The sequence below is a fragment of the Tropicimonas sp. IMCC34011 genome (genome assembly GCF_003390865.1).
GTDB lineage: Bacteria > Pseudomonadota > Alphaproteobacteria > Rhodobacterales > Rhodobacteraceae > Tropicimonas_B.
This window is the reverse complement of sequence record NZ_QMEJ01000001.1, coordinates 1,078,140-1,104,369: the sequence shown is the minus strand read 5'-3', so window position 1 is coordinate 1,104,369 and position 26,230 is coordinate 1,078,140. Positions and strand designations below refer to the sequence as shown.

The window sequence follows — 26,230 nt, the reverse complement described above, 5'->3', positions numbered from 1 at the left end:
TTCTCTTGTTCACGAATTCGCAGGAGTTGAACCCGCAAAAGCGAGGGGGATGGGTTATTAGGCGATGGCAAGAAGAGTTCAGGCGGATTCGGAATTTGCCTGAAGCGCCGGGGATGACCGCTTTTGGCGTTTAATGATGACCATGATGCCAAGTAGGATTATCAAGCACGTAGCGGTTAGAAGCATTGCAGAGACAGCGGCTGCCTCTGGGCTGGTGTTAAATCGGATGCCTTCCCAAAGCTTTCGAGGCAGCGTTTTAACGGACAGATTGCTAAGGAAGATTGAGGCGATGGACTCGTCGAATGAGTTGAGCATCGCAAGCAACGCGCCAACCGAAAGCCCGGGCAGGAGTAGCGGGAAGGTGACGGTATTGAACGCGCGAAAAGGATTTGCGCCGAGGCTGGCGGCAGCCTTCGCCAGCCCTGGGTCGATGGAGCTAAAGGTAGCTGCCGCAACAAGGTATACTACGGGAAACCCTAGCACCGTATGCGCCAAGATGATTCCCATTTTGGTATCGACTAGTCCAACTTTTGAGAAGCTAAGATAGGCGCCGAGAGCGAACACTACTGCTGGCACCGTCATTGGGGACAGCATCAAAGCCTCTGCGGCATTCCGGTAACGAAATTTATGGCCAAATCCGAGGACAGTCAGGGTTGCAAGGGTGAGTGTCAGAACACTGGTGGCGGCCCCTATCTGAAAACTCGTCCACGCCGCTTCGATCCATTCGGGGCTGTTCACGATTTCCTCGAACCAGCGAAGGGAGAAACCCGGGGGTGGGAAGACAAGGACCTCTGCCGAACTAAACGCCACTGGAAACAACACGAGAAGGGGCAGTAGGAGGAAAGTGGAAATGAGTGCGATGTAGGTTGGTGCAGCATACTTCACCACTACGCGCCAAAGCCTCGACATGTTAAACCGTGGCTCGGAGCGTTTAACCGGGTTACGCAGCACGGAACGATCGACTGTCGGCGGGATATGTTTGATGTCGCCCTGTGTTGCTTCTCTTGGGTTTTGCCAACGAGAGAAAATCCCAAGAAATATGGATAGAGCGACCACGATAAGTGTGGCGACCCCGGCCAGGGTAATGCCCAGTGCTGCTGCTAGCGACCAATTGGCACCGGTCTCAATTTCTGACTGAATGACCTGCGCCAGCATTTGCTGACGTTGATTGCCCAGAAATGCAGGCGCTATGAAGGTCGCCATCGTGAAGAGAAACACGATAATCACACCGGATTGTATGCCGCGGATTGCTAGCGGAACGACCATCCCGAACCAGGCTCTAGCGGGATTCGCACCCAATGTGTGCGCCGCCAGAAGAATGCGGCCGTCGATGCGACGCAAGACGCTGAAAAGGGCGAATACCATCATTGGAATTGCGGAGTGAACAAGAGCCAGCACCACCGCTGTCTCGCTGAACAAGAGTGGTAAGGGCTCGGAAATGAGTCCCAGGCTCAGAAGTGTCGCGTTAACAAGGCCTTTCTGACCTAAAATGGCAAGCCACGCGAAGGTTCGAACAAGAACGCTGGTCAGGAATGGCACGAGCACGACAAGGCCCAGAAGGAGCGCACCTATACCCTTTGACCGACTAAGAAGCCACGCGAGCGGAAACGATACAAATAGCGTAATGGCCGTAGCCTCAAAGCTGATCCGTACAGTCGTCCAGATTATCTTTGTATAGACCGGACTTTGAAATATCCGAAGAAATCGTTTGAAAGCATCACCGCTGAACGCTTCAGGTACAATGTAGAGCAGCGGAAGGACGAACGCGACAAGCAGCAAGATCGTCACTGGGGCGAGCAGGCAGGCCTTTCGCCAATCAATCATTTCTTGAATACGAGTCACATTCGTTCTCCCGATGCCTATTCTATCTGTTTCTATTTTTCGTAATTATTGGAGAACGTATTCGTCCCACCGCTGCTTTACAGTCTCGAGATTTTCATTCCACCACTCGGAATCGATAACTACGCCAAGTGCGGCATTGGCGGGAAAGCTCGGCAGTGTTTCGGCCAGAGACGGCTCCAGCAGATCAAGTGCTTCGATATTGGTCGGTCCGTAGGGGATTTGGCGCGTAAGTTCCGCCTGTTGTTCTGGCTGAACGGCGAAGTTGATGAATTTCATGGCCTCGTCAGAATTCTGGGCGCCCTTAACAACCGACCAGTACTCGAGCGCTACAACGGATCCATTCCAGCCATACGCCCAATTGGCGCCGGCCTCGATCGCGTTGTTGAGCCGACCATTCGGGCCTAGTGCGACATCGACCTCACCTTGTTGAATGAAAGCCTGAATGTCGGAAGACGACTTGAAGCCAACGAGTTGATCCTTGATGCGGTCAATGACTGCAAGTCCCCGATCGACGTCCAACGGATAGAGATCCTCGGCTGCAACACCATCCGCCATAAGGGCAAACTCGAGATTGTAATATGGCAACCCCAACATAACGCGACGCGCTTTGACTTCGGGGTCGAAGAACTGCGCCGGGGTCAGCCCCTCCGGAAACTCGTCTTTGTTCCAGGCTAGGTTTTGGGAGAATTTGATGTAGGCGACGCCGTATTCTTTTCGGAATTCCTCCGGGATGCCATCGGCTTGCACGACGGAATAATCAATGGGCTCAAGCAACCCATCCACAACCTCAGCTTCGTAGGCTGCGCCGTCGGCCGAGATGACATCCCAAATAACGTTGCCGCTTTCGACCATAGCTTTCACCTTGGCGTACCCAGTGCCGGTTGTGCCGGTTACTTTGACACCTGAGGTTTCTGCGTAGGGCTCGAAAAACGCCTCCGTCTGTCCATCCTGGAATGACCCGCCGTATGAGGCGACGACAAGATCTGCTGCTTTGACAGCCGACGACGACACAGCGAATAGGCTTGTGGTTGTAAGTATCGCGGCAACTACACGGTTTTTGAATCGTTGTGATCTCATTTTTTCTCTCCTTGTTGGTTGGCTTCGGTAGTTTCTTCTGCCGGCAAAATTGCGACGGAAGTGGGGTCCCAGGTCGCGATCACGTTCAAGCCATCTGCCAGGTTTCCTGCCAGATCATGACCGCGCGGGATGTTTGCTAAGAGTGATTGCCCGTCATCAAGCTCGGTTGAGACACGCCAACCGGATCCGACATAGGTAATCTCACGGATGGTTACGGGGATGCCGAATTGGCCGCTCGGGTTGGAACTCTCAATTGAGCGCAGGGCTACATTCTCGGGTCGAACGACAATATCAAATGGGGCCGTAGATGGGGTCGGCAGCAACTGCCGGGCGCCAGAAATCTCATAGCCTTTCCCGCCATCAAACGAGGCGACCCGCAGGATGGAACATTCGCCGATAAAACGAGCGACAAAGTGATTGGCTGGTTCGGCATAGATGGTCTCGGGGTCGGCGACCTGCAACAGTTCTCCACCCGACATGACGCCTACTCGATCTGCCATTGCCATGGCTTCGGACTGGTCATGGGTAACGTAAATGACGGTTACGCCCAATTCATGCTGAATACGTTTGAGTTCGATCTGCATCTGATCGCGTAGTCGACGGTCAAGGGCGCCAAGTGGCTCATCCATCAAGAGGACATCCGGCCCGAAAACCAGCGCACGCGCCAGCGCGACGCGTTGCTGCTGACCACCCGAAAGCTGTGAAGGGTAGGACGCACCACGATCGGAGAGAGAGACGATACCGAGAGCGGCATTGACACGGTTGTCTCGCTCATCGCGAGGCACTCCACGCATTTTCAAAGGATACGCTACGTTTTCTGCCGCTGTCATATGCGGGAACAGTGCGTAATTCTGGAATACAACGCCGATGCGTCGCCGATGTGGGGGAAAGTCCGATATAGGTGTCCCCGACATGAGTACTTGCCCATCACTGGGTTGATCGAAGCCTGCAAGAAGCATCAAGAGCGTCGTCTTCCCGGAGCCACTGGGCCCAAGGAGTGCGAAGAATTCGCCTGGGGCGATGTCTAGATCTATGTCTCGGACGGCGGTCACGGAGCCATAGCGACGGGTTACTCCTTGGAACGAGACGGCGGCGAGAGGTTCGTCGTTCATCGAAAGCTCCTATGCATTTGTTTTTGTCAGTAGTTTCCGAGGTGCGCGCGTGAGCCTCTCGATGCCGTCATCGGTCACACAGATTGTTTCGCTGATCTGTATCCCCGCCGCTGAGAGGTACATGTGAAACACCATGCCCTGCTGCAATTCCCATTCCGACGCTGGCGTAAATAGGTGGGCAAAGTCTGCCAGTTTCGGACCCGTAATTATTCCGATTCCATAACCGGTATTGTGAGGGAAGTGATCGCGAAGGCCGGACCTGGCGAGATCCTCGCGGGCGAGGCGGTCGATCTCCTTTGCCGGAACCCCCGGACGCATGGCCGCGAATTGGCGATCCTGTATTTCGATTAGTTGTTCGACATCGGCATGAAGTTGTGAGGGTGGCGTTCCGAGCACGGCAGGACGCATTATTCGGGTGGAGTAGCCGTTGGACTGCGGAAGAAGTTCGATATGCACAGGCTGACCCACTTCAAGCCGCCGGTCTCCGACCCCGCCGTGCATATGCTGCGTCGTGGCCCCCATCCCAAGCAGGACGAGGCGCGGCGCATTGTTGTCTGCACCAGCTGCAAGCGCCGCTGAATAGCCGGCAGCAACGAGTTCGCCCTCGCTGACGCCTTCCGCCATCGCGTCGAGAACCGCTGATACACCTAAGTCGGCAATAGCGGCGGCGCGCCGATGTTCCTCAATCTCTGCCGGCGACTTTCGGGCACGCATTCTTAGAATGACACCCGAAATATCGGTGAACTTCACGTCTGGGAGCGCTGCGGCGAGGCGGCGTTGATCTCGTGTGGTCAAATAGTTCGAGTCCAGTTCCTGTGCGATTCTGGCCTTTGCGAGGCCCAGTCGCTGGATCTCGGAGATTAGGAGGTCGAACGGATCTTCCCAATCGACGTAGGCTGCGCGCTCCGTAACCCAGGACGCCGACGCGAAAAGTGCTTCGTCCAACTCGCGTACAATTGCATGGGCGCTGCCGTTAGCCGTGACAATACAACATTGATACATGACCGCGCTTGCGGAGTAGCCAAACAGATACCGCATGTGCTCGGCCGCATCGATTATCGCGGCGTCGATGTTGCGGGAGCGAAGGACCTCAGCGAGTTCGGCAACTCTGTTAAGTTGATCAGCGCGATGCCCGTTAGCTTGGCGACCACCGCTCGCAGGGGAGGTGTTGATCGGCTGCATTGGGTTGGCGCGTCTTTCGGCCTGATGGGAGACATCAACGGAGCCCAAGTTGGTTCTAGGGTGGGGGAGAGTGTGGGACAATCTCGGCCTCATAGGTGTACAATCGATTGTATAACACTGTACAATCGATTGTACTGTCAATGGTTAATTTGGTGAAAGTTGTCGGTCGTCGGTGCGGGGGCGAACCTGTCGGGTACCGTCGGAGAACGCGCATGACGCAGATCAACACGCCAGCTCGGAGCGGTCCTCACGCCGTCCAGGTGCCGGGTTTCGTCGGGTAGCGGTGGCGGTTGGATGTGACGTGCGAAGAGACGAACCGAGGTCGTCGGCTGGAGATGCGCCAACGCGGGCGCAGCACATGCGGTTCGCCTGGATGGACCACCCGACCACGCGCCGAGAGAACAGGTCGATGACTACAGCGGGTTGGCGAGGCCTTCCTGGGTGCGGATATAGGTGATGTCGGTCGCCCGGCATCCAACGGGCGTTTGCTTGCAATCGCCGCAAAGGTAGGCCTTATCCGGCACCTCCACATCGAACTGCCGATGTAAGGTGGCGTCGCCACGCCGAGGGGGTGCCACCATACGTGTCTTGGCGGCGCTTGTAGCCGATTCTTGCCGTAATCCTGGCTAGCCTGAGCAGGCGCCCGACGCGGTTGAGGCAGGCGTCGTCGCATTCGCCTCTGTCGCTCGGACCATGCATGGATGGCCCCTTGGCAGGAGCCTTGTTTGGCTGGTGGCGTTCGGTCGGTTGCGGCCATGTACACGGCGTCTGATCAGCGGCATGAGGTGTCGCGCGCCCTGATGAGGTCGGCTGGGGGGGCGGGTCCCGATCAATGCCCGCGGTCTGAGCCGTATTGGTCCCGCGCGCGATGTCGATCCTCTCCTCCAGATCACGCAGCTGGCCGATAAGCAGGTCGAGCGCCGGGCGCGCCGCCGCGGGCACGTCGCGCTCACCCTCGAGCAGCCGGTTCAGGGTGTGGATGCCTTCGCGACCACCATCCCGAACTCCGACAGATTCGAGGGGGTCGCGTTCAGCTCCCAGCTTGGCGCATCGCCATGCCGCTGTCGGGCCACCCACATCATCAACGGCGCGCCAATGACGACCCTTTTTCCAGGATATCGAGCTCCTCAGAGATCCGCGCCAGCTCCTTCTTGAGGCGTTGGATCTCGGTGTCTTTCTCCGCCTCTCTCGCTGACGTCTTCGCGAACTTCTTCTTCCACGCCTAGAGCGAAAACGGGCCGACCCCATGCCGTTCCGAAACTTATCTGACCATGTAGCTTTGCTCGATAATCTGCGAGACAGAATCTCGCTTGATTTTGTCGCTGAACTTGCCGCGCTTTCTGGCCTCCTTGCTTCAAAAACAGCGACGAGGACGACTACAGAGCGCGGGGATATTCAGTTTCTACTCAGAATTATAGAATTTGGAGCACGCTGTTTCTTAGGGCAAGGTGATGCTCCAGAACGATCTTATCTGATGCTTTTGCGCCTTGGTAGATTTGGTTGAATAGAGCATCTGCACCACAGCGTCCCATTTCGAAGCGCGGTACGGATACCGTCGAAAGTGGGGGGGACATCAACGAAGTCAGCTTCAGGTCATCAAACCCAAAGAAAGAGATATCGTCAGGGATAGCCAAACCTAACTTCCGCGCAGCGGCCATTGCGCCGATCGCAAGTTCGTCTGTCACGCAAAACGCCGCCGTAGGTATCGAGCGGCTATCAAGTATAGAGCTCATAATTGCGAAACCGGACTCAGCATCGTCGCGAAAAGATTCGGTTTCGCGCGTGCTCATGACTTCGACGAGGTCATTGTCCTGCATGAAATCCCTATAAGCCGCGCTTCGGTTGCGATAGGTTTGTGAGTAGTTTGGGCCGCCAATGAAGAGAATCTTCCGGTGTCCCATTTCGTGGAGATACGCCATGACCTCCTTGGTGGCCGCGTAGTTGTCGATACTTACGCTCGTGATGTCGTCACGGTCGATCGGTCGCGAGATTGCAACAATCTTGCGATTGATATCAGGTATCTTCTCTAGTGATTTGGGGATGTTCCCGGTGAGTGTGATAATGCCATCTACCACGCCCGTCAAAAGTTGCTTCGCCAGTTGGGACTCGCGTTTCTCCTGGTTGAGTGTGATGCCCAGAAGGACACCGATACCCCTCTCCGCAAGGGTCCCGACGATGCCCTGAATAACATCTGAATAGAACGGCGCGGCAATGTCTGTGCTTATTACGAGTATCTGATTGGCCCGTTGATCTCTTAAGGCGCGAGCTCTTTCATTAACAACGTAGCCTGTCTCTCGAACAACCTTGTCAATTAGAGCTCGTGTCTCCTTCGCGACGCGGGGACTTCCTGCAAGCGCTCGGCTAACGGTGGAGACGTCGACCCCGGCTTTGCGCGCGATTTCGGCCATCGTTGGCGGTCGTCTGTTAATTGGTCCAGCTTTCATTTTATCACCAGCCGATTTGTAAGTGCCGAGCTATTTTCTCTGGTTTATCGCCCGCATTGCCAAGCGCTCAATATTTGATGGTCGCAAGTGGATCGCTCCCTCGTGGCCATGTGCGTTGACAGTACAATCGATTGTATATAGAGGGAAGCCCAAAATCGCCGCTCTGGACGGTACGGAGCGTTCCCTCGTCGCGGCCAGAGTGTGACCCGCTACCATGTGAGGAACACCCATGTGTTGCGAAGCATTAGGTCGCATTTCACCCTTGAAGATGGTGCGTGGAGAGAGAAGAAACGATGGGCAAAATTTCAGATGATTGGCTTCATGCGCCGCGCATATACGTTGAGAATACACGTGGCCATGATCCCTCCTATGAGGTGACTGCCGAACACGTTCTTCGCAACCTCCCGGTTTGCCGTCCTGCTGAACTGACGTGCCGCTACTCCGATGAGCGAAATATAGAAAGCTTACGCCGCGCCGATATTCTGATTGCCGGCAAGCTCGACACTTCTCTGATTTCCAGAGAAGCTAAGAGCCTCAAAATTATCCAATGTACAAGTGCAGGTGTGGAGAAGTATGCTCCTTTAGAATGGCTGGACCCGTCTGTTGCACTTACAAATGCCAGCGGCGTTCACGCTGAAAAAGTTGGCGAATTTGCGCTTATGGCGACACTAATGCTGCATGCACATGTGCCTGCGATCGCCACGAAACAACGGCATCATCGTTGGTCGAGAACTTTGCGAGGCACATCTGCTGGATGCCGCGTCTTGATATATGGCGTAGGCGCCCTTGGCGGAGCTGTTGCCAAGAGGTTACATTCAGCGGGATTTCACATTACTGGTATTCGGCGGAGTGGAGAGCCGGTCGAGTCCGTTAATCTCATGACGACACCTGATCACTTTCACGAGTGTTTGCCCTTTACTGATGTTCTGATTCTTGCGTGCCCACTTACTTCTGCAACCTCCGGACTAGTGGGAGCTAGTGAACTCGCTGCATTACCAGAAGGTGCAAGTGTTCTCAATATTGCCCGCGGTGGGGTCGTTGACCATTCGGCGCTCCGGGACGCTCTTGAAAGCGGCCACCTTTCTGGCGCTATCCTCGACGTTTTCGAAAAGGAACCGCTCCCCCCAAATTCAGAGCTGTGGGATATTCCGAACCTAATGATCTTCCCTCATGTTTCTGCGGATGCACCTGAAGGGTATGTTGATCGCTGCCTCGAGATTCTGGCGGATAACCTTGCGCGTGCAAAGGCTGGTCGTCCACTGCGCAACGTGGTCGATCGTCAGTTCGGCTATTAATTTAATAGTATGAATGAGAGAGCTGCACATCGATGCGGCCGGACGGAACACTCTAGCCACTTTTTTTGGTCATGGGCGCATAGATGATGCAGGCCTCAGTGTTCGAGTTGCATGGCCTTCAAGCGATCATTGACGGGATTTCAAGAAAAATGGAGCGGGAAACGGGGCTTGGTCGAGTAGCCGGCCTTATCCCGGAATTCGCCTGCGTTGACAAAAGGCAGTTTGGGATTTCCGTTGCATTGCCGTCGGGAGAAGTGTTTGCAAGTGGCGATGCGCAAACGCGCTTTTTCAATTTGAGTGCAAGCTCCAACTCAGGATGACGCTTTAAACCGTCCGAAACGGCCTCTGCGAGAGCATCTGGAATTGAACCGGGGACGACAGCCCCTGATGATCGGTCGGCCTGGCCCGACAAAGGCGGCCGACGCATTGCCGTTGGCCTCCGCGAACGCGCGGGCCTTCACCCCGGAGCGGGAGCCGACGGCGGTGGCCGACAGGCCCGATGTGGCGAGGTCCTTGGTGAACGTCTCTCCGATCAGGCCGTTATCCGTGACGCCCGGTCTGAGGCTCTGGGTCCATGTAGTGCTCTGTCCTGCGGCCCGCGTCCGGACCGAGGGCGGACGCCCAATTTCAGTTGCCGTGTTCGTCGGTTTCGAAGGGTTTTTCGCATCAAGGCCTTTCTTTGTCGATTTCAGGCGCTTCGCCCGCGCACGGCTTTTGCCCGGATGCGGATGCGGACAATTTGTCCCTAAACGCGACTGCCAGACCGGGGTGCGACGGGCCTGCGGCATGCAGACAGAGAGGGCTAAATGAGCCGACACTTGGAGATCAGGAACCCGCGCAGCGGACAGAAGGACTACCGGATCGAGATCCCGGATCTGGCCGAGATGGAAGAGACCTGCGCCGCCATGCGCGACGCTCAGGCCAAGTGGCTGGAGATCGGGTTGGAGGGTCGCAAGACGGCCATGCTGCATCTTTGCGAGGCCGTGGACCGGCATTACGACGCCATCCTCAACGCGCTGTGCACCGACACCGGTCGCTACGAGATGTCGGTGGCCGAGCTCGAAGGGCTGGAGGGCATCACGCAGATGCGCGTAGCCACCGCTGCCGAGTCGCTGGAGGCGGCCACCGGCGGCTCGCCCGACCTGTCCTTCCGCCAGCAATATGTGCCCCACCAGCTGGTTGGCATCATCTCGCCTTGGAACTACCCTCTGATCCTGTGCATGATCGACGCGATTACCGCGCTGCTGGCGGGCTCCGCCGTGGCGATCAAGCCCTCGGAGGTGACGCCCCGCTTCATCGAACCCTTCCGCGCCGCCATTGCCGATGTCGAACACCTGCGCGACGTGCTGGAGGTCTTCCCCGGCGACGGCCAGACCGGCGAGACAATCGTCGATCTGACCGATACGGTCGTCTTCACCGGCTCGGTGCCGACGGGCCGCAAGGTGCAGGAACGCGCCGCAGCGCAGTTCAAGACCGCCTTCCTCGAACTGGGCGGCAATGATCCGGCCGTGGTGCTGGACAGCGCCGACGCCGATGTCGCGGCCGAAATCGTGGTACGCGGCGCGATGGAGAATAGCGGTCAGCTGTGCTGTTCCATCGAGCGGGTCTATGCCGGGCCGCAGGGCTTTGCGCCGCTGGCCGATGCCGTCACCGCCCGCGTTAAGGCGATGACGATGAACACCGACGGTTTGCAATCGGGCGAGCTGGGTCCGGTCATCTTCGAGAAACAGGCGCAGATCCTGCGTGACCAGATTGCCGACGCGGTCGAGAAGGGCGCCAAGGTCCTCACCGGCGGCCAGGTGATCGAACGCGACGGAGGCCTCTGGTGCGAGCCGACCGTGCTGGTCGACGTGACCCAGGACATGAAGATCATGCAGGACGAGACCTTCGGCCCGATCATCCCCATCGGGCGCTTCAAGACCACCGAAGAGGCCATCCGCCTGGCCAATGACACCGACTTCGGCCTCTCAGCCACCGTGATCGGTGCCGAGGACGAGGCCATTGCCGTGGGCGAGAAGATCAATGCCGGCGGCCTCTGGATCAACGATTTCGACACCATGGGCGGGGTCGGCGACAAGGCCGAGAAGACGGCCTTCGGCATCTCCGGCTTGGGCGGCACTCGCTACGGCGCCGACGGTTTCTTCCGCTTCATGCGCAAGAAGGCCATCATCGTGCGCCGTGCCAGCTGAGGAGAGACAGGAATGACCGACATGAAAGACCGCATCTTCACCGGCGCCCCGGCGGAGGATTTCGCCGGCTTCGCGAAGGCCGTGATCGATGGTCGCCACGTCCACGTCTCTGGCACGTTGGGTCAAGACGCCGACGGTACCCTGCCCGAAGGCGTGGCCGAGCAGCTAAAGAACGCCATCGCCTCGGTTGCGGCCACGCTGGAACAGGCGGGAGGCCGCTCTGTTCGCCTGCCGCAATGCGGGCGACGTGAACTACAAGGTGCAATGCCCGCAGGGGCCCTTCCGGATGATCGGTCTTTACGTCGACCCCGAGCTGCTGCAGCGCGATTACGATTTCACCTCGGAGGTGGCGGAACAGCTGCTGTTTAACCGCGCCGGGTCTGTCGGAGCTGAATTTCGTTAGTTACGCGGCGACGGCATCGGCTTCCCGAGCTGCGTAGTCTTCGTCTTGGGCTTCGGCGGGCGGGATGTTCCCGATGGGCTCGAGCAGACGTCGGGTATTGAACCAGTCGGCCCATTCGAGCGTGTCGTATTCGACGGCCTCGAAACTGTGCCAAGGGCCGCGGCGGTGAATGACCTCCGCCTTGAATGGGCCATTGACCGTCTCGGCCAGAGCATAGTCATAGCTGTCACCGACGGCCGCCGAGGAACGCCATCGGTCCGAGTGACGATGGCGGCGAAAGATAGCTCGTTACCAGCCTCGCCGAGCCGCTCTGTATACTTAATGGACAGGTATTGGGACCCACGATCCGACTGGTGGACCAGTCCCATGCCCTTCGCCGGCCGGCGCTCATGGACGGCCTGCTCCAGCGCATCGAGCGCAAAGCCCGCGTGGGCCGACGTGCTGACCCTCCAGCCCACAATCCGTCTGGCGTAAGCATCGATGACGCAGGCGATGTAAGCGAACCCTTTCCAGGTGGCCACGTAGGTTAAGTCGCTGACCCACAGCATGTTGGGCGCGGGCACGCGGAACTGCCGGTTCACCTTGTCGAGCGGACATGGCGCCTTCTTGTCAGGCACCGTCGTGCGATGTGGCTTGCCGCGTATGATGCCTTGAAGGTCCATATCCTTCATCAGCCTGGCCACGGTGCAGCGGGCGACAGTGATCCCCTCGCGCCCGAGTTGCCGCCACACCTTGCGGACACCGTAGACCTGTCAGTTCACTTCGAACACGCGGCGGATCTCGGGGCGCAGGACGGCATCCCGCCGGACCCGCGCCAACCGTCGGCCCGGATCGGCCCGCTTCGAAAGGTGATCGTAGCAGGTGGATGGGGCGATCGGCAGCACCTTGCAAATCGGCTCGACCCCGTGCTCCGCACGACGAGCATCGATGAACGACACCATCGCTGCGACCGGCGGTCGAGCTCCGCCATGGCAAAATATGCTGTCGCCTTGCGGAGGATCTCGTTCGCCTGGCGCAGCTCCCGGTTCTCTCGCTCGAATGCGCTCGCCATTGTCCTCGGACCAATGGCGGACAAAGGCTCGCTCCTCTCGGCCATGTCGCTTGAGATGCCAGCGCGCTGCCCGCTGTCCTCCTCGGCCTTCTTGACCCAGCTGTTCAACGTGTTCGCTGAACAACCGATCTTCGCGGCCACCGAGGCGATCGCCTGCCGCGCGATCCATGCTGACCCGGATTGTCGAGGACTATCCGGACCGCACGCTCGCGGACCTCAGGGGAGAACTTGTTCGTTATCTTGCTCATGATGGCTCCAGTCTACTCAAGAGTTGGAGCCTCCGGCAGATCCGGGGCGGTTCAAGGAGTGTCCAATGGGGAATAAGAAGCGCCGGTATTCTCCGGGCGGGTTCAGGCGGCAGGCCGCGGAACGCGTCGAGACGAGCGGGCTGTCAATCATGGATGTCGCGGCGGAACTGGGTTTCCACGAGACCCAGCTGCGCCGCTGGATACGGCAATTTTGCAGGTCGGGGACGGGCTCTGCGAGACGCCCGGCTACGCAGGCGCAGAGCTCGTCCCTGGCCAACCTGGCGGCGGAGAATGCGCGATTGAAGCGAGAGTTCCGAAGGGACCAGACGGAGCGTGACATCCTAGAAAAGGCGGCGCTCACCTTCGGTGCGGCCACCCGACGAGTTTCGGGTTCGTGGGTAAGCATCGTCATACCTGGCCCGTGTGCACCAACTGTGCCGTGCTCGAAGTCTTCGCCAGCGGATACGATGCTTGGCGGCGACGACCGGAGAGCCAACGCAGCGTGGAGAACCGGGCCCTTCTCGACGATATCCGCGGTGGCCATGCGGAAAGCGGTGGATGCTACGGAGTCCCGCGCAACCAAGCCGTGTCTCGCGCGCTGCCGGCAGGCGCGTCGGACGGCGAGGAGGATGCCGCGAACCGTCCGGGGGACGGTTTACCCGACGAGCGTATCGCCCGTCTGATGCGCTTGGCTGGCTGCGCGGGTTGGTCGCGATCCCGCGGCGGGTGCGCACGACCGACAGCCGCCACGCCTATCCGATCGCTCCGAACAGGCTACCCGGAACTTCACGGCGAAAGCACCGAACCAGATCTGGCTGGCCGTCTTGACCTACATCCTGTTCGGCGAGGGCTGGTTCCCGGGGCTTTCGCGGCCCCACTGGGTCCACGGTTCCCGTCTACTAATTGCGGCGCTGATCGACATGCACACCCGCAAGATCGTTGCTGGAGCATGCGCGAGACCCTGCAAGCATCGATCACTCTTGAGATGGTAATCAAGCGCCCGAGCCCGGCTCCAAGTCTGATCCAGCATTCGGACGGCGGCGTTCAATACGCGGCCGACGAATATCGCCGAGCCCAAGCCGCCGCAAAGGTAACTCCGTCCATGAGCCGGAAGGGGATTGCCTGAAATTCAAGGCGTCCGCGCCAGCGGGTCGAACGGTCCGATGGACCATTCGAAGCCGCAGAACGCGCCAATGGAGAGCTTCTTCCACACTCTCAAGGTCGAGCGCGTTCATCATCGCGTCTACGCCATAAGAGACGAAACGCGACGCGATCTCTTACCTCAATCGAGGGCTTCTACAGTTCAGGCCGCCTTCATTGCGCGATCAGCTCGAGATCACCGGCCGACATGGAGCGCATGGCGGCCTGACCCCGTCCACTTTTTCGAGTTAGGATCACTTTACGTTGCCTGAGCGTGAATGCCGGATAAAACCGCAATAGAGCGTCGGTGCCTGCAGGTGGGTGGCCGGCCTCATGATGGGCCGGCCACCCGATGACGTCTCACTCGATGAGACCGGCGCGCTCTTTCATGGTGTTCATGATATCTTCGCCGATGACATCGTCCATGAGCGGCCAGACACTCGTCCGGACAGCGGTGGCGATTTCGGCGAGTTCCTCATCCGTGGGGGTAAGGACGACTACCCCTTCCTCGGCCTTCATCAGGTCCATGTACTGCTGATCTTCCGCGCGGGCCATCTCGAGGCTGCCTTCGGCATGGCGCGCAGTGATGTCGCGAATGAGGTCCTGATCCTCGGCCGACAGCTCCGCGAACGTTTCTGCATTCGCAAACACGAAGGAGTTCTGGAAGTGGGTGTTGATCTGCGCCCAGCAGTCGGTCACGTCACGGAAGTTGGCGTAGGTGCTGGACGGCTGCCCGCCGACCTGTCCATCGACAAGACGGGTTTGCAGACCGAGATACAGTTCGCCCCAGGGAACAGGGGTCGGGGCAAAGCCCATGGCGTCGACCATGTTTTCCCAGGATTGATTCCCGGGAGGAAAGCGGACGCGAAGACCTCCCTTGTCCGCATCGATATCGAAGATGTCGACGTCCGGGCATTCGCGGAATCCTGCACCGCCGAAGCCCTGGGCGACGACACCCAACGCCGTGAGGTCGCTCTCCGCCATCATCTCTGCCATCAAGTCGAAGAGGTACGGGTCATCACCGAAATAGGCCGCTTCCGCTTCATCGTAATTCATCACCGAATAGGGCAGAACCCGGATCTGAAGACGCGGATCGGTGGAGGACGACACGGGCTGCGTGGCAAAATCGACCGAACCGCGCTGGACCTGCGATGACACCTCGTTCCAGTCGCCCAACTGGCTGGCCGGGAACACCTTGATCGAGATTCGGCCCTGAGTCTCGGCCTCGATATCGTCAGCGATCGCACGCGTTACCTTATCGACGATGGAGTCGAGAGGTTCGTGGTGCGACCAACGGAACTCGACCTCGGCATCTTGTGCGATTGCGCCCGTCGAAAGACCTAGCGTGAGCAAGGCAGACGTCGCAAGGCACATGCCCCTACGTGTCAGTGAACTTTTCATGTGTTTCTCCCTGTTTTTCCAGTTGGGCCGTGGCGGCAGCCTTTGCGGCCATCGAATGACAAGAGAAGTATGGCGGCGGGAAAAACATAATATCAAATCGAATGTTTCGAGTATATTATCGGTTTGTTCTATATTTTAGTGCAAGAGTGTGCGGAACGGCGCCAAACTATTGGCGAGACCTGTCGACGGGTCCGGAAAACCCTCGGACAGGAGTCAAACGGTTGCGCTTCCGGGTGGCCGACTACGACATCGTGCGCGGCGACTGCGGGCCCGGGGGCCCCCAGTCCTGCACGTCTGCGGTCCGACCTCAGGACCCCGCTGCCCTCAACTGCGGCATCGAAACCGCGTATTCCGAGAGCTTTCTTTCGTCGAGCTCGACGCCAAGCCCCGGTCGTTTGCTGACCTTGATGGTGGCATTCTCGATTTCGAGACCGCCTTCCATCAGGATGTCGTCCTGAAGGCGCAAGGTGGACATCAGAGCTGCCGAATACGGGATAACATTCGGCGTGGATGCAGCGAATTGCAGACTTGCCGCAACGTTCCCGCCCGTCTCGACCATGCTGTTCATGAAAATCGGGACATTGGCCGCCTGCGTGATGGCCGCAATCTTTTTTGCGCGGCTGAAGCCCTCGCTCTTCTGGAGCTTCAAACTCACGATGTCCACGGCATCGCGTTTTATCAACGACATTGCATCGTACATCGAGCAGATGCTCTCGTCCGCTGAAATAGGCACGTCCACTGCGCCTCTCACCCTCGCGAGACCATCAAGATCCCAACGCGGAACGGGCTGTTCTACCCACGCGACACCGTATTTCGCCATTCCACGGATGCATTGAAGCGCAACTTGCGGCGTCCATCCCTGGTTGGCATCGGGAATGATGACGAAACCGTCTCCCACAACCTTCCGGACAGCGGCAACCCTCTCGATTTCGACTTGTGGATCGTTATGCCCGACCTTGATCATGACCGACCTGTGGCCACGTTTGACCGCGCTTTCCGCCTCTTTGGCGTTCGTATCGGCGTCCCCGCCCATGAGCGGCCATAGAAGCGGGAACTCTCCCCGACACAACCCACCGATAAGCGCATGAACCGGGAGTCCAAGGTGCTTTCCCAAAAGGTCATAGAGTGCGATGCCAATCGCCGCCTTTGCAAAGGAATTCCCTTTGAGGACCTCGTCCATGCGCAAATGGATCGCCTCTATGTCGAAAGGATCCATGCCCTTGATCGCGGGCTCAAGGAAGTCGGTCAGAGAGCTTACGACGGATTGCTGACTTTCCTCAGAAAACGTCGGTGAGGGGGATGTATCTCCGATCCCGAAAACCCCATTGTCCGCATGCAGCTTGATGATGACGGATTGTGCCGAACCCACAGTCCCGTGGGAAAGCACATAGGGCATCAGGGTCGGGATATTGATCGGGAAAACTTCAATTTCGGAGATTTTCACTGGGGCGGTCCTCTGCGGCACAGGATGGGATACATGGAGTTCAAAGCACCCCGAGCAATCGAGGCAGATAGAGGGACAGCGGCGGCCAGAACGTGGTGACCAGGATGACCGGGATAGATGCGAAAAAGATCAGCACCATTGAGGTCTTAAACATCTGATCTATCGTGACCTTTCCAACCCTGGCTCCGATATACATGATCCCCGCCATGGGCGGAGTCATCATGCCCATTCCCAAGTTGGTGCCGATGATCGCAGCGAAATGGATAGGATGAATCCCAAGCTCCAACACCACGGGGTAAAGCAACGGCGTGACAAGAAGGATGCCGCTGAGTTCATCCATTATCATGCCGGTGAAGATCAGCAGCAGATTGATCAGGAGAAGCACGACTATTTTTTCGGATGAAAGGGACAGGAGGGAGTCGCTGACCTGTTGGGGCACCTGCTCCATGACGTAGAGCCTTCCCAATAGGGCGGCGAAGAACGTCATCACGATCATCGTGCCAGTACTCGAGACCGAGGTCCGCAATGATCTCAGAATTTCGTTCAGGCTCATGTCCCGATAGACGAAATAACTGAGGCAGATCACGTAGAACACCGCGACCGCTGCGGCCTCGGTCGGCGTCATGATGCCACCGTAGATTCCGCCCAGGATGACGATCGGCAGCATGATTGCACCAAGCGCCGACCTGGATTCATTTCCGATATTGCGGATGGTCTTGCCGAAGGACAGCCTGACGGGCTTTTCAATCGTCGGAATCTTCCGGACCATGATGAGGTTCAGAATGCTGAACATCGTCGCGAGCAACAACGCAGGGCCGACGGTTGCAAGGAACGCTGCCGCGACTGATTGCCCGGTAACAAAGGCGAACATGATCATGGCAAGGCTTGGCGGGATCATGGTAGCCAGAACGGCTGCAGAACTGATGAGGGCTGCGGAATACCCCCTCGGATAGCCCTGCTTTTCCATTTGCGGAATCATTGTCGTGCCAATGGCGACCACGGACGACGCAGCTGCACCCGAAATCGCACCAAAGACGCAGGAAACAACAATCGCGACTACGCCCAGCCCTCCGCGGATGGGTCCGAAAACAGCGTTCGCTACTTGTATAAGTCGGGTTGCGATACTGCCTGCGGTGACGAGGTAGCCAACGGCAATGAAGAACGGCAAGGTCAGCAGCGTGACGGAACTGAACTTTGAGAACCCGGCCGGTAGCAGGAAGCTCGGATCGTAGTCTTTCACGATGACCAGAAAGACTACCGCGCCCAAGAACCCGAACGGGATCGGAGTGCCCGCGAATATCAGGACGCAGAAAATCACCAATGAGAGGATGATCATTATATCCACGATGCAATCTCCTCGCGCTCGGTCGCCAGTTCCTTGGGCACATCTCGACCCGTTATCAAAGGATGGAGCCACTGCAGCATCTCAATGAAGAAATAAAACGCCATGAGTGCGAGGCCGTAGAGTATGCTCGCCTGAAAAAAGTAGATCGGATATGTCCCACCGAGGAACGAGGAATCTGATTGCTCCCCCCTGGTGTATCCCCATTCGATATATCGCCAGGCCCATGGCAAAATATATACGGCAAGGCCGAAAGAAATGGCGTTAGTGACAACTTTGGTCACGGCCAGATGTCTTGGATTTTTCAATACGAGGTGCGTAAGTTCCGCACTGATGTGACTTCTGGTGTATGTGCCATATGCGGCTCCCGAGAAGTACAACCATATGGCGGTATATGCCGCGAGTTCTTGTATGCCGATGATTGATGATTGGAAGACGTATCGCATCACGACTTCGATCATTATGGCAGACGACGTCACGATGATTGTGACGAGCATGACTAAACGCTGAACCTTCAGCAGCCCGGTCCAGATACTTCCGCCAATCCGGTACATTGCGCCTTCTCGGGACACTGGCATCCTCCAACGAGTGGTCTCTCTTCAAGCTGAATCCTGGTACCCCACCGCAGAACGGAGCCGTTCTCAGCCGAAAGCCGGCTCCATCCCGGGCAGGTTCGGAAGGTCGGTCCGACCACGCCGCGATGTCGTAGGGTCCGGCACCACAGGCAACCTGCACCGAGTAGAGACATAAGCGCAAATTGAAAATTACGCTGAGAACATATATTATCTCTATATGCGGCCCATGGTACCCTCATGCTTGAAGCCGCGTCAGAGGCAAACTTCGGGCCGCGGAATCTTCAGCCCTGGAAGGCCAGGTATGCGCCGAGCCTGGAGCCCAACTCGCCGAGGAACTCCTCGGCCAGCATCGACAGCGGCCTGTTTGCCGGCGTCATCAGTGACATGTCGAGGTACATCGCCGGTTCGAACGGGCGAAAAACGATATCGCTCCTGTCAGGGTACTCCTGGCGATGACTGAAGGCGGAAAAGCTGTCGCAGATAACGGCACATTGCCCTTTCGAGGTCAGGTGCAGGGCCGGTTGGAAGGTTTGGAACTCGAACCGTTTGGTTATGGGAACGCCGAAGGTCTCGAAGGCTCGCGACGTTTTCACGGTAATCGTGTGCTCCTCGTTGAGCATCGCCATGGGAACCCCTTCAAGGTGCTCCGGCGTGATAATCTTCAGATCCTTCAAGGGGCTTTGCATCGATACCGCGCACAGGCACGGAAACGAGAAGTTCTGGGTCTGTATCGTCGTCCTCGCCGGAGGCGTTTCCCCGAACCCTATGTCGTACTGCTGCGAAGCGATCCAGTCGGCAACAACAGTGGATGACCTCATCATGAGAGAGACAAAGAGATCAGGCTTTCCGACAAGATAATCTGACAGCACCTGAGGCATGAAAAAGTTCGCTGCGGCCGGGTTGCACGCTATGCGCAGCTTCCCTTTCCGAAGGTTGCCGATCTCCTGAAGGGTTCGGGTCGACCGGGCAAATCGATCCATGATGGCCTGAGCTTCCTCGAGGAAGTAGTAGGCTTCAGGCCGTGGAATGATCCGCTTGCGCTCTCGCTTGAACAGCGGGAACCCGATTTCGGTCTCCAGCCCGGAAATTGCCGTGCTGACGGAAGGCTGGGTGCGGCCAAGCGTGCGAGCAGCGTCTGACAGTGTTCCGGTGCGCATGACCTCGACAAAGGTCAGAAGCTGGCGAAAGGAAATGTTCGGCGTCATATAGGGCAATCCTATATATGCAATGTTATTTCTAATTTGAGTATATGAAGGCTTTGGTGTCTGCTCAAGGGCGCATGGATCGTTTTGTCACGGTGCCTGTACTTGGCGGGTCATTTTCCGGACCCGCAACGTTCAAGTCGGATCGGAGCGACGGTGGAAGCTGACTACGCGGTAATCGGAGGGGGAGTCGTCGGGCTCTCATTGGCCTGGGGTCTTCAGGCGCGTGGCTTCTCGGTCATCGTACTGGACGGCGATGACGGCAGTTTTCGGGCCAGTCGCGGGAACTTCGGGCTGGTCTGGGTTCAATCGAAAGGTCTTGAGCAGCCCGAATATGCAAAGTGGTCACAGCTGGCCGCGGGGCTATGGCGCGAGTTCGCCAGTGAGCTTGCCCATAATACCGGCCGGGACGTCGGCTTGCGTCAGGAGGGGGGTCTTGACCTTCATTTCAGCGAGGAAACCCTCGACCAGACAGTGCGAGACTACGAGAAAATCAAAAGGGCTGTGGGAGGCGACTACCCTTTCGAAGTTCTCGGCCGCAACGCGCTGAAACGGGACGAGCCGGAAGTCGGCCCGACCGTCGTCGGCGCGGTCCTCCACGAGCAGGACGGGCACGTAAATCCGCTGAAGCTGCTCAAGGCGCTGGCCGACGACGTGCGCAGGCGCGGAGGCCGCGTTTTGAACGGGCAACGGGTCGAGACCGTACGACAGACGTCGCTGTTCGAAATTGCCTGTTCCGACGGGCGCATCGTCGAAGCCGGCAAGGTCATCCTCGCAGCTGGCCTAGGTGCTGCGGAGCTCGGACCGAAAATGGGGTTCAAGGCGCCGATCAGCCCCCAACGCGGGCAAATTCTCATCACGGAAAAGATGCCTGACCTCATTCGCAGGCCGTCCCTGATCGCTCGTCAGACGGATGAAGGCGGCATCCAGATCGGGGCGACGAACGAAGAGGTCGGCCTTGATGATGGCGTGACGCAGGCCGGAATTGCACAGCTCGCCGCCAAGGCCGTTGCAGCCTATCCGAAACTCTCCAAAGCGCAGATGATCCGAAGCTGGGGGGCATTGCGCGTGCTCTCCCCCGACGGCCTCCCGATCTATGAAGAAAGCCCCGAAATGCCAGGGGCGTTCCTCGTGACATGCCACAGTGGCATCACGCTTGCGGCGGTTCACGCGCGCCTGTTGCCGGACTGGTTCGAGCGTCGCGACAACGCCCCAGACCTAGAGGTGTTCAGTGAAGCCCGCTTTTGAACTTCTTCCAAGAAACGCCTCCGATCCCGAGGTGACGGTCACGGTGGACGGGACCGGCTACGACATGCGCGAGGGTGAGAACCTTGCCGCAGAGCTTCTGCGTTTGGGCATGTCCGTCACGCGGCGAACACCGGTCTCCGGCGCGCCGCGGGGGCCTTTCTGCATGATGGGCGCTTGTTACGACTGTCTTGTCGAGATCGAGGGCGCAAGACTGCAAGCCTGCCGGATCAAGGTGACCGCCGATTTGCGGATTTCCTCCATAGGGGGCGAGACCGAAGGGGCCCTGCCATGAGCGAAGACGTCGATCTTGCGATCATAGGCGCCGGACCGGCAGGCCTTGCTGCCGCCGCGACCGCTGCTCGGGCGGGCCTGAATGTAGCGCTTCTCGACGAACAATCGTCTGCTGGCGGCCAGATCTACCGCGATATCGAAAGGGCTGCCGCTGCGCGCGGTGACATACTCGGCAAGGACTACCTCGGTGGTCTTTCGCTGGTCGCAGACCTCGACAGTCCTCGTATCCGCCACATCCGCAACGCAACGGTTTGGCAGATAGACCGGGATGGCAGCCTGACATACTCGGTTCACGGCGAGGCTCGCGTTCTGATGGCCAAGCGGTTGTTGATCGCGTCAGGAGCGCTTGAACGACCGATGCCGGTTGTCGGATGGACGCTTCCGGGTGTGATGACTGCAGGCGCGGCGCAAATCCTTCTCAAGCAATCCGGCATCGTAGCTCGGGACGCTGTCTTGATCGGTTCCGGCCCGCTTCTGTATCTGGTCGCTGCACAGCTCTGCCGGGTCGGCAAGCCACCCATGGCAATCGTTGAGACGCAGACGTTCTCGGACCTCCTTTCCGCGGGACGCCACCTTCCGGGCGCGCTCGTCGGATGGCGCTACATGGTCAAGGGCCTCGGGCTGCTCCATGAGATCCGCAAGGCCGGCGTGACTCGGTTTCGAGGCGCATCCGAGATCGAGATCGCGGGAACTCAGATGGTGTCGGGTGTCAGGTTTCGGCATGGAAAACGGTCGCATGAACTGGCTTGCGCGACGGTCCTTCTTCACCACGGTGTCATCCCGAACACACAGATCGCGCGGTCCCTCGATATTGAGCATGCTTGGGATGAATCACAGAAGTGCTTCGTGCCGAAGATCGACCAATGGGGTCGGTCTGACCGTGAAGATGTGTTCATCGCGGGTGACGGTGCCGGCATTGGCGGGGCGGTTGTTGCCGCATTGCGTGGAAGATTAGCCGCCCTGGAAATTGGCCGCGATCTGACGGCCATGACCGAAGCGGAACGCGACGAGATTGCGTCGCGCCTCCGAGCTCAGCTTCGCAGGGAAATGGCCGCGCGGCCATTCATAGACACCGCATACCCTCCCTTTGACGAAGCCATGTCACCCAAGGATCCGGTCATCGTCTGCCGCTGCGAAGAAGTGACCGCAGGCGACATCCGGGGCTATTCCAGACTTGGATGCCTCGGTCCTAACCAGGCCAAAGCCTTTGGACGATCCGGCATGGGGCCGTGTCAGGGGCGTTACTGCGGAACAACAGTCACCCAACTGCTGGCAGAGGCCAACGGGGCGACGCCGGATGAAACGGGCTATTACAAGATAAGGGCGCCGCTGAAACCCGTCAGCCTCGGCGAGGTGGCCGCGCTGCATGATCCAAACTCGGAGGACGAACGAAATGATCGAGCGCATTGAGACGAATGCACGTATGAGCAAAATCGTGAAGCACAATGGCATTGTCTATCTGTGCGGACAGGTCGGGGAGGGCAAAACCGTCGCGGACCAGACACGTGACTGTCTCTGCCGCATCGATGCGCTTCTGGAGAAGGCGAACGCGTCGAACCGGACGATCCTCCAGGCGATTGTCTGGTTGTCGGACATGGCCGATTTCGACGCGATGAACGACGTCTGGGATGCCTGGATTCCTGAAGGGCATGCCCCGGCGCGGGCCTGTGGTGAAGCCAGGCTTGCCAGTCCCGAACGCCTTGTCGAAATCATCATCACAGCCACCGACAGACCCTGACGACTGATGGTGTGGCATCTGCCGCCGCACAAGTGTAGTCGTCAGAACCAGTAATTTTTCCGAAGCGAGTGTCAGATCGTGGGTGATCCGTTTGATACCGAACGGCTCAAGGCCGCGATGCTGAGAGCCGAACGGGAAGCCCGGTCCCGGACCGAAAAGGGGATGGTCGCCAGCTATATCCCCGAGCTTGCCAGGGTGAACCCGGACCATTTTGCGATGTCAGTCTGCCTCTTCGATGGGACGCAGTTCGATGTGGGGGAGGCCGATCGCGCCTTTTCCGTTCAAAGCATCTCAAAGATCTTCACGCTCGCAATCGCGCTCGGTCGGTTTGGAGACGATCTGTGGGTTCGGGTTGGCCGTGAGCCATCGACACATAATTTTAACTCAATTCAGGAACTCGAAATCAGAAAGGGTCATCCGCCGAATCCCTTCATGAACGCCGGTGCGATTGTCACAACCGACACCGTGCTCGGGCAATCGACACCGGCAGAAGCAATTGCTGAAATTCTTCAGTTCGTTCGAGGTGCGGCGTCTGACGACTCGATCTACGTGGATGCGGAGGTTGCCGCTTCAGAGACAGAGACAGGGCTTCGAAACTGGGCTCTCGCATATTGCCTCAAAGAATTCGGCAACCTGGAAAATTCGTGCGAAAATGTGTTAGGAACTTACTTCCATCATTGCGCCATAGCTATGTCATGTCGGCAATTGGCCCGCTTCGGTCGCTTCCTTGCGGGGATCACGCTTAACCGTAATTTTCTGAGTGAGAGGAATGTCCGCCGCATCAACGCACTCATGCTTACGAGCGGTCACTACAACGGGTCTGGCGAATTTGCATTCAGCGTTGGCTTGCCGGCAAAAAGCGGCGTGGGAGGCGGCATCCTGGCAATTGTGCCCGGGACTGCCTCGATTTCAGTCTGGTCACCGGGACTGGACCACAAGGGCAATTCTCTACGCGGGACCCAGGCCTTACAGGTGATGAGCGAAGAACTGCGGTGGTCAGTTTTCCACGCGTAAGCGGGCAAACATCGTACCCGGGTCATCTTCACAAACAAGACACCCACTAGCGTATCGAGGTTTTGTCTATGAAACCAAGGAAGCTCTCCACGCTTCTTTCGTAGCGAGCATTGAACCGCCCCGGATCTGCCGGAGGCTCCAACTCTTGAGTAGACTGGAGCCATCATGAGCAAGATAACGAACAAGTTCTCCCCTGAGGTCCGCGAGCGTGTGGTCCGGATAGTCCTCGACAATCCGGGCTAACATGGATCGCGGGGCAGACGATCGCCTCGGTGGCCGCGAAGATCGGTTGTGCAGCGACCACGTTGAACAGCTGGGTCAAGAAGGCCGAGGTGGGCAGCGGGCAGCGCGCTGGCATCTCAAGCGACTTGGCCGAGAAGGTGAAGGCACTCGAGCGAGAGAACCGGGAGCTGCGCCAGGCGAACGAGATCTTCCGCAAGGCGTCAGCATATTTTGCCATGGCGTAGGTCATTCACCGCCGCGGCCCTTGGCGCAGTTTCGAGGCCGTCGAATACGACTCGCTCGAATGGGTCGACTGGTTCAATACCCGCCGTCTGCTCGAGCCCATCGGGAACATCCCGCCCGCCGAAGCCTCAGACGAAGACTACGCAGTTCGGGAAGCTGATGCCGTCGCCGCGTAACTAACGAAATTCAGCCTCCGGCAGACCCGGCGCGGTTCACTGCTTTCCTGTTTGAGAATTCTGCCAAAATCCCTTTTGAAGGCAGTACGCTAAAGAAACTTGCTGCTCCAAAGGATCAAGGAAACATCGGCGATCTAATGTACCTTGAAGCAAGTGGCCTTGTTCAGGGTGCGAGCGGCTCAGGTCTGCAAAAGATGTTTACGTTCAATAAAGATGGCCGATCCTTCCTTCGCAAGGATAAATAATTAATTATTCTGACTGGCGAGGTCGGGAAAAGGCTCAATATCAGGCTGTCGTTTTGACTCAGCTCGGCCAAGAATTGCTTTGTTTGGTTGGAAGTCGAAATTCTCGGGACGCTGCCCGAGCAGTTGCGCACGCGATTCACTATCCAATTATCCACGAAGCGCATCTAGGCGTGCTGACCGGTGAGAAGAGCGGGGAAATTAGCCAGATGGAGGTTATTTGGGATAAAGAAACAGCAGAATTGCCAATTGTTGAGGGAGCCAGGACTAGGTCCAATTAAGCCTAAGCTACTTAGCTGCTATATTGGTGTCACGGTAGCAGCACCAGCGAGCAGGGCCGCTTTCGGCCCGCGCACGCGCTGCGCCCCTTCACACAGCCGCGGCTAAGGTCTCGAGAGTCCGCATCGTGGGGGTTCGTCCAGCTCCCGACTTTGCTCACGCAGCGAAAGTCCGGTCTGACGGGCCGCATCGCAGCGTAGGAGCTTCATGCCAACGACCGCTTCGGGCCGGGACCGATCAGCCACTAGGCCTGGCGTGAAGGTCGGCTCTGGGCGGGGAGCAGCGGCCGTCGCGGTTCGCTAGGTATTCAATTAGCCGCGCCGCGGCATGACCGCTTCGAGCCCAAGGTGACTGATGCTGCGGAGCGAACGAGTGGCGGCTCTCCTGACGGTTCAGTGAGCCTCAGCTTTGATGTATTTGCCGCGCAGAATTACCAGCATTGCCAGCAAGACACTGAATGAAACGAATGGCCACGACAGAGCAAAGAAGAGTTCGTCACCACTGCTAGGATATGAGGGCCCTTCTAGGACGGTACATGCAGAGTGACCTTGTACCAGTATTTCATAACTCAGGCGTGACGAAAACCAAACTTGCCAAAAGATGATGGGAAGAATCGGAAAGCAGGACAAAACGATTGAGCGGGTTCTCGACGACAACCACAAACTGAGTAACGCTATGCTATAGAGCGCGAGTGAAAGAACTACGCCGTGCAATCGGTCGGCGTCACCTTGCGTGCAGGTGCCAGCAACACGGGAAATCACTGTATTGCCTGCTGCAAGGTAGAAGAACGTGATAGAGAGTGGTTGCCAAGGTTCCATGTCTTAAGCCTA

19 protein-coding genes, 6 pseudogenes and 1 other annotated feature are annotated in these 26,230 nt (G+C 58.0%); of the genes and pseudogenes, 12 read left to right on the top strand and 13 right to left on the bottom strand.

Going from position 1 to position 26,230, the window contains the following annotated elements:
* Positions 1-78: 78 nt before the first annotated feature.
* From DQG15_RS05300 to DQG15_RS05280, 7 genes and pseudogenes are all read right to left on the bottom strand, one after another.
* On the bottom strand, positions 79-1,842 hold the full coding sequence (locus DQG15_RS05300; protein WP_157968902.1) for an ABC transporter permease subunit: 1,764 nt from the start codon (positions 1,840-1,842) through the stop codon (positions 79-81).
* A gap of 45 nt (positions 1,843-1,887) precedes the next feature.
* On the bottom strand, positions 1,888-2,919 hold the full coding sequence (locus tag DQG15_RS05295) for a polyamine ABC transporter substrate-binding protein (protein WP_116083312.1): 1,032 nt from the start codon (positions 2,917-2,919) through the stop codon (positions 1,888-1,890).
* Positions 2,916-4,031, bottom strand: a complete 1,116-nt coding sequence (locus DQG15_RS05290) for an ABC transporter ATP-binding protein (protein WP_116083310.1) — start codon at positions 4,029-4,031, stop codon at positions 2,916-2,918. The genes DQG15_RS05295 and DQG15_RS05290 overlap by 4 nt, the downstream gene beginning before the upstream one ends.
* A 9-nt stretch (positions 4,032-4,040) precedes the next feature.
* Complete coding sequence (locus DQG15_RS05285; RefSeq protein WP_198665067.1) at positions 4,041-5,213, bottom strand: Xaa-Pro peptidase family protein; 1,173 nt, start codon at positions 5,211-5,213, stop codon at positions 4,041-4,043.
* 360 nt (positions 5,214-5,573) lie between these two features.
* A pseudogene (locus DQG15_RS18540) lies at positions 5,574-5,882 on the bottom strand (hypothetical protein); the annotation flags it as partial.
* A 418-nt stretch (positions 5,883-6,300) separates the two neighbouring features.
* Positions 6,301-6,528 (bottom strand): annotated as a pseudogene (locus DQG15_RS18535) (transposase); the annotation flags it as partial.
* Positions 6,529-6,625: 97 nt separating this feature from the next.
* Complete coding sequence (locus DQG15_RS05280) at positions 6,626-7,621, bottom strand: LacI family DNA-binding transcriptional regulator (RefSeq protein WP_198665066.1); 996 nt, start codon at positions 7,619-7,621, stop codon at positions 6,626-6,628.
* Between the two features lie 329 nt (positions 7,622-7,950).
* Between DQG15_RS05280 and DQG15_RS05275 the strand changes: the two genes are divergently transcribed.
* The 4 genes from DQG15_RS05275 to DQG15_RS05260 all read left to right on the top strand — a co-directional run bounded on the left by DQG15_RS05275 (position 7,951) and on the right by DQG15_RS05260 (position 11,510).
* Positions 7,951-8,952, top strand: coding sequence for a D-2-hydroxyacid dehydrogenase (locus tag DQG15_RS05275; RefSeq protein WP_116083305.1), 1,002 nt, complete (start codon positions 7,951-7,953; stop codon positions 8,950-8,952).
* An 83-nt stretch (positions 8,953-9,035) separates the two neighbouring features.
* Positions 9,036-9,272 (top strand): glutaminase, encoded by a 237-nt coding sequence (locus DQG15_RS05270; protein ID WP_116083303.1) that lies wholly within the window; start codon positions 9,036-9,038, stop codon positions 9,270-9,272.
* 486 nt (positions 9,273-9,758) lie between these two features.
* Entirely contained in the window at positions 9,759-11,141 is a 1,383-nt protein-coding gene (locus tag DQG15_RS05265) for an aldehyde dehydrogenase family protein (protein WP_116083302.1), read from the top strand.
* A 12-nt stretch (positions 11,142-11,153) separates the two neighbouring features.
* Positions 11,154-11,510 (top strand): Rid family hydrolase, encoded by a 357-nt coding sequence (locus tag DQG15_RS05260; RefSeq protein WP_116083300.1) that lies wholly within the window; start codon positions 11,154-11,156, stop codon positions 11,508-11,510.
* 34 nt (positions 11,511-11,544) lie between these two features.
* Here the strand turns inward: DQG15_RS05260 and DQG15_RS05255 are convergent.
* Positions 11,545-12,843, bottom strand: a pseudogene (locus tag DQG15_RS05255) (IS3 family transposase).
* Positions 12,411-12,527 (bottom strand) — a sequence feature (AL1L pseudoknot). It overlaps the preceding pseudogene by 117 nt.
* Before the next feature lie 65 nt (positions 12,844-12,908).
* On the opposite strand from DQG15_RS05255, the pseudogene DQG15_RS05250 reads away from it, so the two are divergent.
* A pseudogene (locus DQG15_RS05250) lies at positions 12,909-14,212 on the top strand (IS3 family transposase).
* Positions 14,213-14,343: 131 nt separating this feature from the next.
* Here the strand turns inward: DQG15_RS05250 and dctP are convergent.
* The 5 genes from dctP to DQG15_RS05225 form a co-directional block, all read right to left on the bottom strand.
* Entirely contained in the window at positions 14,344-15,384 is a 1,041-nt protein-coding gene (dctP, locus tag DQG15_RS05245) for a TRAP transporter substrate-binding protein DctP (protein WP_116083298.1), read from the bottom strand.
* Positions 15,385-15,691: 307 nt separating this feature from the next.
* Positions 15,692-16,828 (bottom strand): mandelate racemase/muconate lactonizing enzyme family protein, encoded by a 1,137-nt coding sequence (locus tag DQG15_RS05240; RefSeq protein WP_116083297.1) that lies wholly within the window; start codon positions 16,826-16,828, stop codon positions 15,692-15,694.
* A gap of 40 nt (positions 16,829-16,868) precedes the next feature.
* Positions 16,869-18,164, bottom strand: coding sequence for a TRAP transporter large permease (locus DQG15_RS05235; RefSeq protein ID WP_116083295.1), 1,296 nt, complete (start codon positions 18,162-18,164; stop codon positions 16,869-16,871).
* A complete protein-coding gene (locus tag DQG15_RS05230) occupies positions 18,164-18,724 on the bottom strand; it encodes a TRAP transporter small permease (protein WP_157968899.1) in 561 nt (186 codons plus the stop codon). The genes DQG15_RS05235 and DQG15_RS05230 overlap by 1 nt, the downstream gene beginning before the upstream one ends.
* A gap of 302 nt (positions 18,725-19,026) precedes the next feature.
* The gene (locus DQG15_RS05225) at positions 19,027-19,950 is read right to left on the bottom strand and encodes a LysR family transcriptional regulator (protein ID WP_116083292.1); all 924 of its coding nucleotides are present in this window, start codon (positions 19,948-19,950) and stop codon (positions 19,027-19,029) included.
* A 153-nt stretch (positions 19,951-20,103) separates the two neighbouring features.
* Here DQG15_RS05225 and DQG15_RS05220 point away from each other — a divergent pair, with 153 nt between their 5' ends.
* The 7 genes and pseudogenes from DQG15_RS05220 to DQG15_RS05190 form a co-directional block, all read left to right on the top strand.
* Entirely contained in the window at positions 20,104-21,195 is a 1,092-nt protein-coding gene (locus DQG15_RS05220; protein WP_116083290.1) for an FAD-binding oxidoreductase, read from the top strand.
* A complete protein-coding gene (locus DQG15_RS05215) occupies positions 21,179-21,487 on the top strand; it encodes a (2Fe-2S)-binding protein (protein WP_232830707.1) in 309 nt (102 codons plus the stop codon). The genes DQG15_RS05220 and DQG15_RS05215 overlap by 17 nt, the downstream gene beginning before the upstream one ends.
* Positions 21,484-22,896: an NAD(P)/FAD-dependent oxidoreductase gene (locus DQG15_RS05210; protein WP_116083289.1), complete on the top strand. Its 1,413-nt coding sequence runs from the start codon at positions 21,484-21,486 to the stop codon at positions 22,894-22,896. The genes DQG15_RS05215 and DQG15_RS05210 overlap by 4 nt, the downstream gene beginning before the upstream one ends.
* Positions 22,880-23,224, top strand: a complete 345-nt coding sequence (locus tag DQG15_RS05205) for a RidA family protein (RefSeq protein ID WP_116083287.1) — start codon at positions 22,880-22,882, stop codon at positions 23,222-23,224. The genes DQG15_RS05210 and DQG15_RS05205 overlap by 17 nt, the downstream gene beginning before the upstream one ends.
* Positions 23,225-23,341: 117 nt before the next feature.
* On the top strand, positions 23,342-24,238 hold the full coding sequence (locus DQG15_RS05200) for a glutaminase (RefSeq protein WP_116083760.1): 897 nt from the start codon (positions 23,342-23,344) through the stop codon (positions 24,236-24,238).
* A 272-nt stretch (positions 24,239-24,510) separates the two neighbouring features.
* A pseudogene (locus tag DQG15_RS18530) lies at positions 24,511-24,603 on the top strand (hypothetical protein); the annotation flags it as partial.
* 102 nt (positions 24,604-24,705) lie between these two features.
* Positions 24,706-24,879: pseudogene (locus tag DQG15_RS05190) on the top strand (IS3 family transposase); the annotation flags it as partial.
* Between the last annotated feature and the right edge of the window lie 1,351 nt (positions 24,880-26,230).

Bases quoted from the DNA above. Each gene is read 5' to 3' on its own strand.
- DQG15_RS05295 (WP_116083312.1), bottom strand. From the start codon at position 2,919: ATGAGATCACAACGATTCAAAAACCGTGTAGTTGCCGCGATACTTACA.
- DQG15_RS05275 (WP_116083305.1), top strand. From the start codon at position 7,951: ATGGGCAAAATTTCAGATGATTGGCTTCATGCGCCGCGCATATACGTT.
- DQG15_RS05285 (WP_198665067.1), bottom strand. From the start codon at position 5,213: ATGCAGCCGATCAACACCTCCCCTGCGAGCGGTGGTCGCCAAGCTAAC.
- DQG15_RS05280 (WP_198665066.1), bottom strand. From the start codon at position 7,621: ATGGCCGAAATCGCGCGCAAAGCCGGGGTCGACGTCTCCACCGTTAGC.
- DQG15_RS05260 (WP_116083300.1), top strand. From the start codon at position 11,154: ATGACCGACATGAAAGACCGCATCTTCACCGGCGCCCCGGCGGAGGAT.
- DQG15_RS05230 (WP_157968899.1), bottom strand. From the start codon at position 18,724: ATGTACCGGATTGGCGGAAGTATCTGGACCGGGCTGCTGAAGGTTCAG.
- DQG15_RS05290 (WP_116083310.1), bottom strand. From the start codon at position 4,031: ATGAACGACGAACCTCTCGCCGCCGTCTCGTTCCAAGGAGTAACCCGT.
- DQG15_RS05225 (WP_116083292.1), bottom strand. From the start codon at position 19,950: ATGACGCCGAACATTTCCTTTCGCCAGCTTCTGACCTTTGTCGAGGTC.
- DQG15_RS05270 (WP_116083303.1), top strand. From the start codon at position 9,036: ATGATGCAGGCCTCAGTGTTCGAGTTGCATGGCCTTCAAGCGATCATT.
- DQG15_RS05235 (WP_116083295.1), bottom strand. From the start codon at position 18,164: ATGATCATCCTCTCATTGGTGATTTTCTGCGTCCTGATATTCGCGGGC.
- DQG15_RS05200 (WP_116083760.1), top strand. From the start codon at position 23,342: ATGCTGAGAGCCGAACGGGAAGCCCGGTCCCGGACCGAAAAGGGGATG.
- DQG15_RS05265 (WP_116083302.1), top strand. From the start codon at position 9,759: ATGAGCCGACACTTGGAGATCAGGAACCCGCGCAGCGGACAGAAGGAC.
- DQG15_RS05210 (WP_116083289.1), top strand. From the start codon at position 21,484: ATGAGCGAAGACGTCGATCTTGCGATCATAGGCGCCGGACCGGCAGGC.
- dctP (WP_116083298.1), bottom strand. From the start codon at position 15,384: ATGAAAAGTTCACTGACACGTAGGGGCATGTGCCTTGCGACGTCTGCC.
- DQG15_RS05205 (WP_116083287.1), top strand. From the start codon at position 22,880: ATGATCGAGCGCATTGAGACGAATGCACGTATGAGCAAAATCGTGAAG.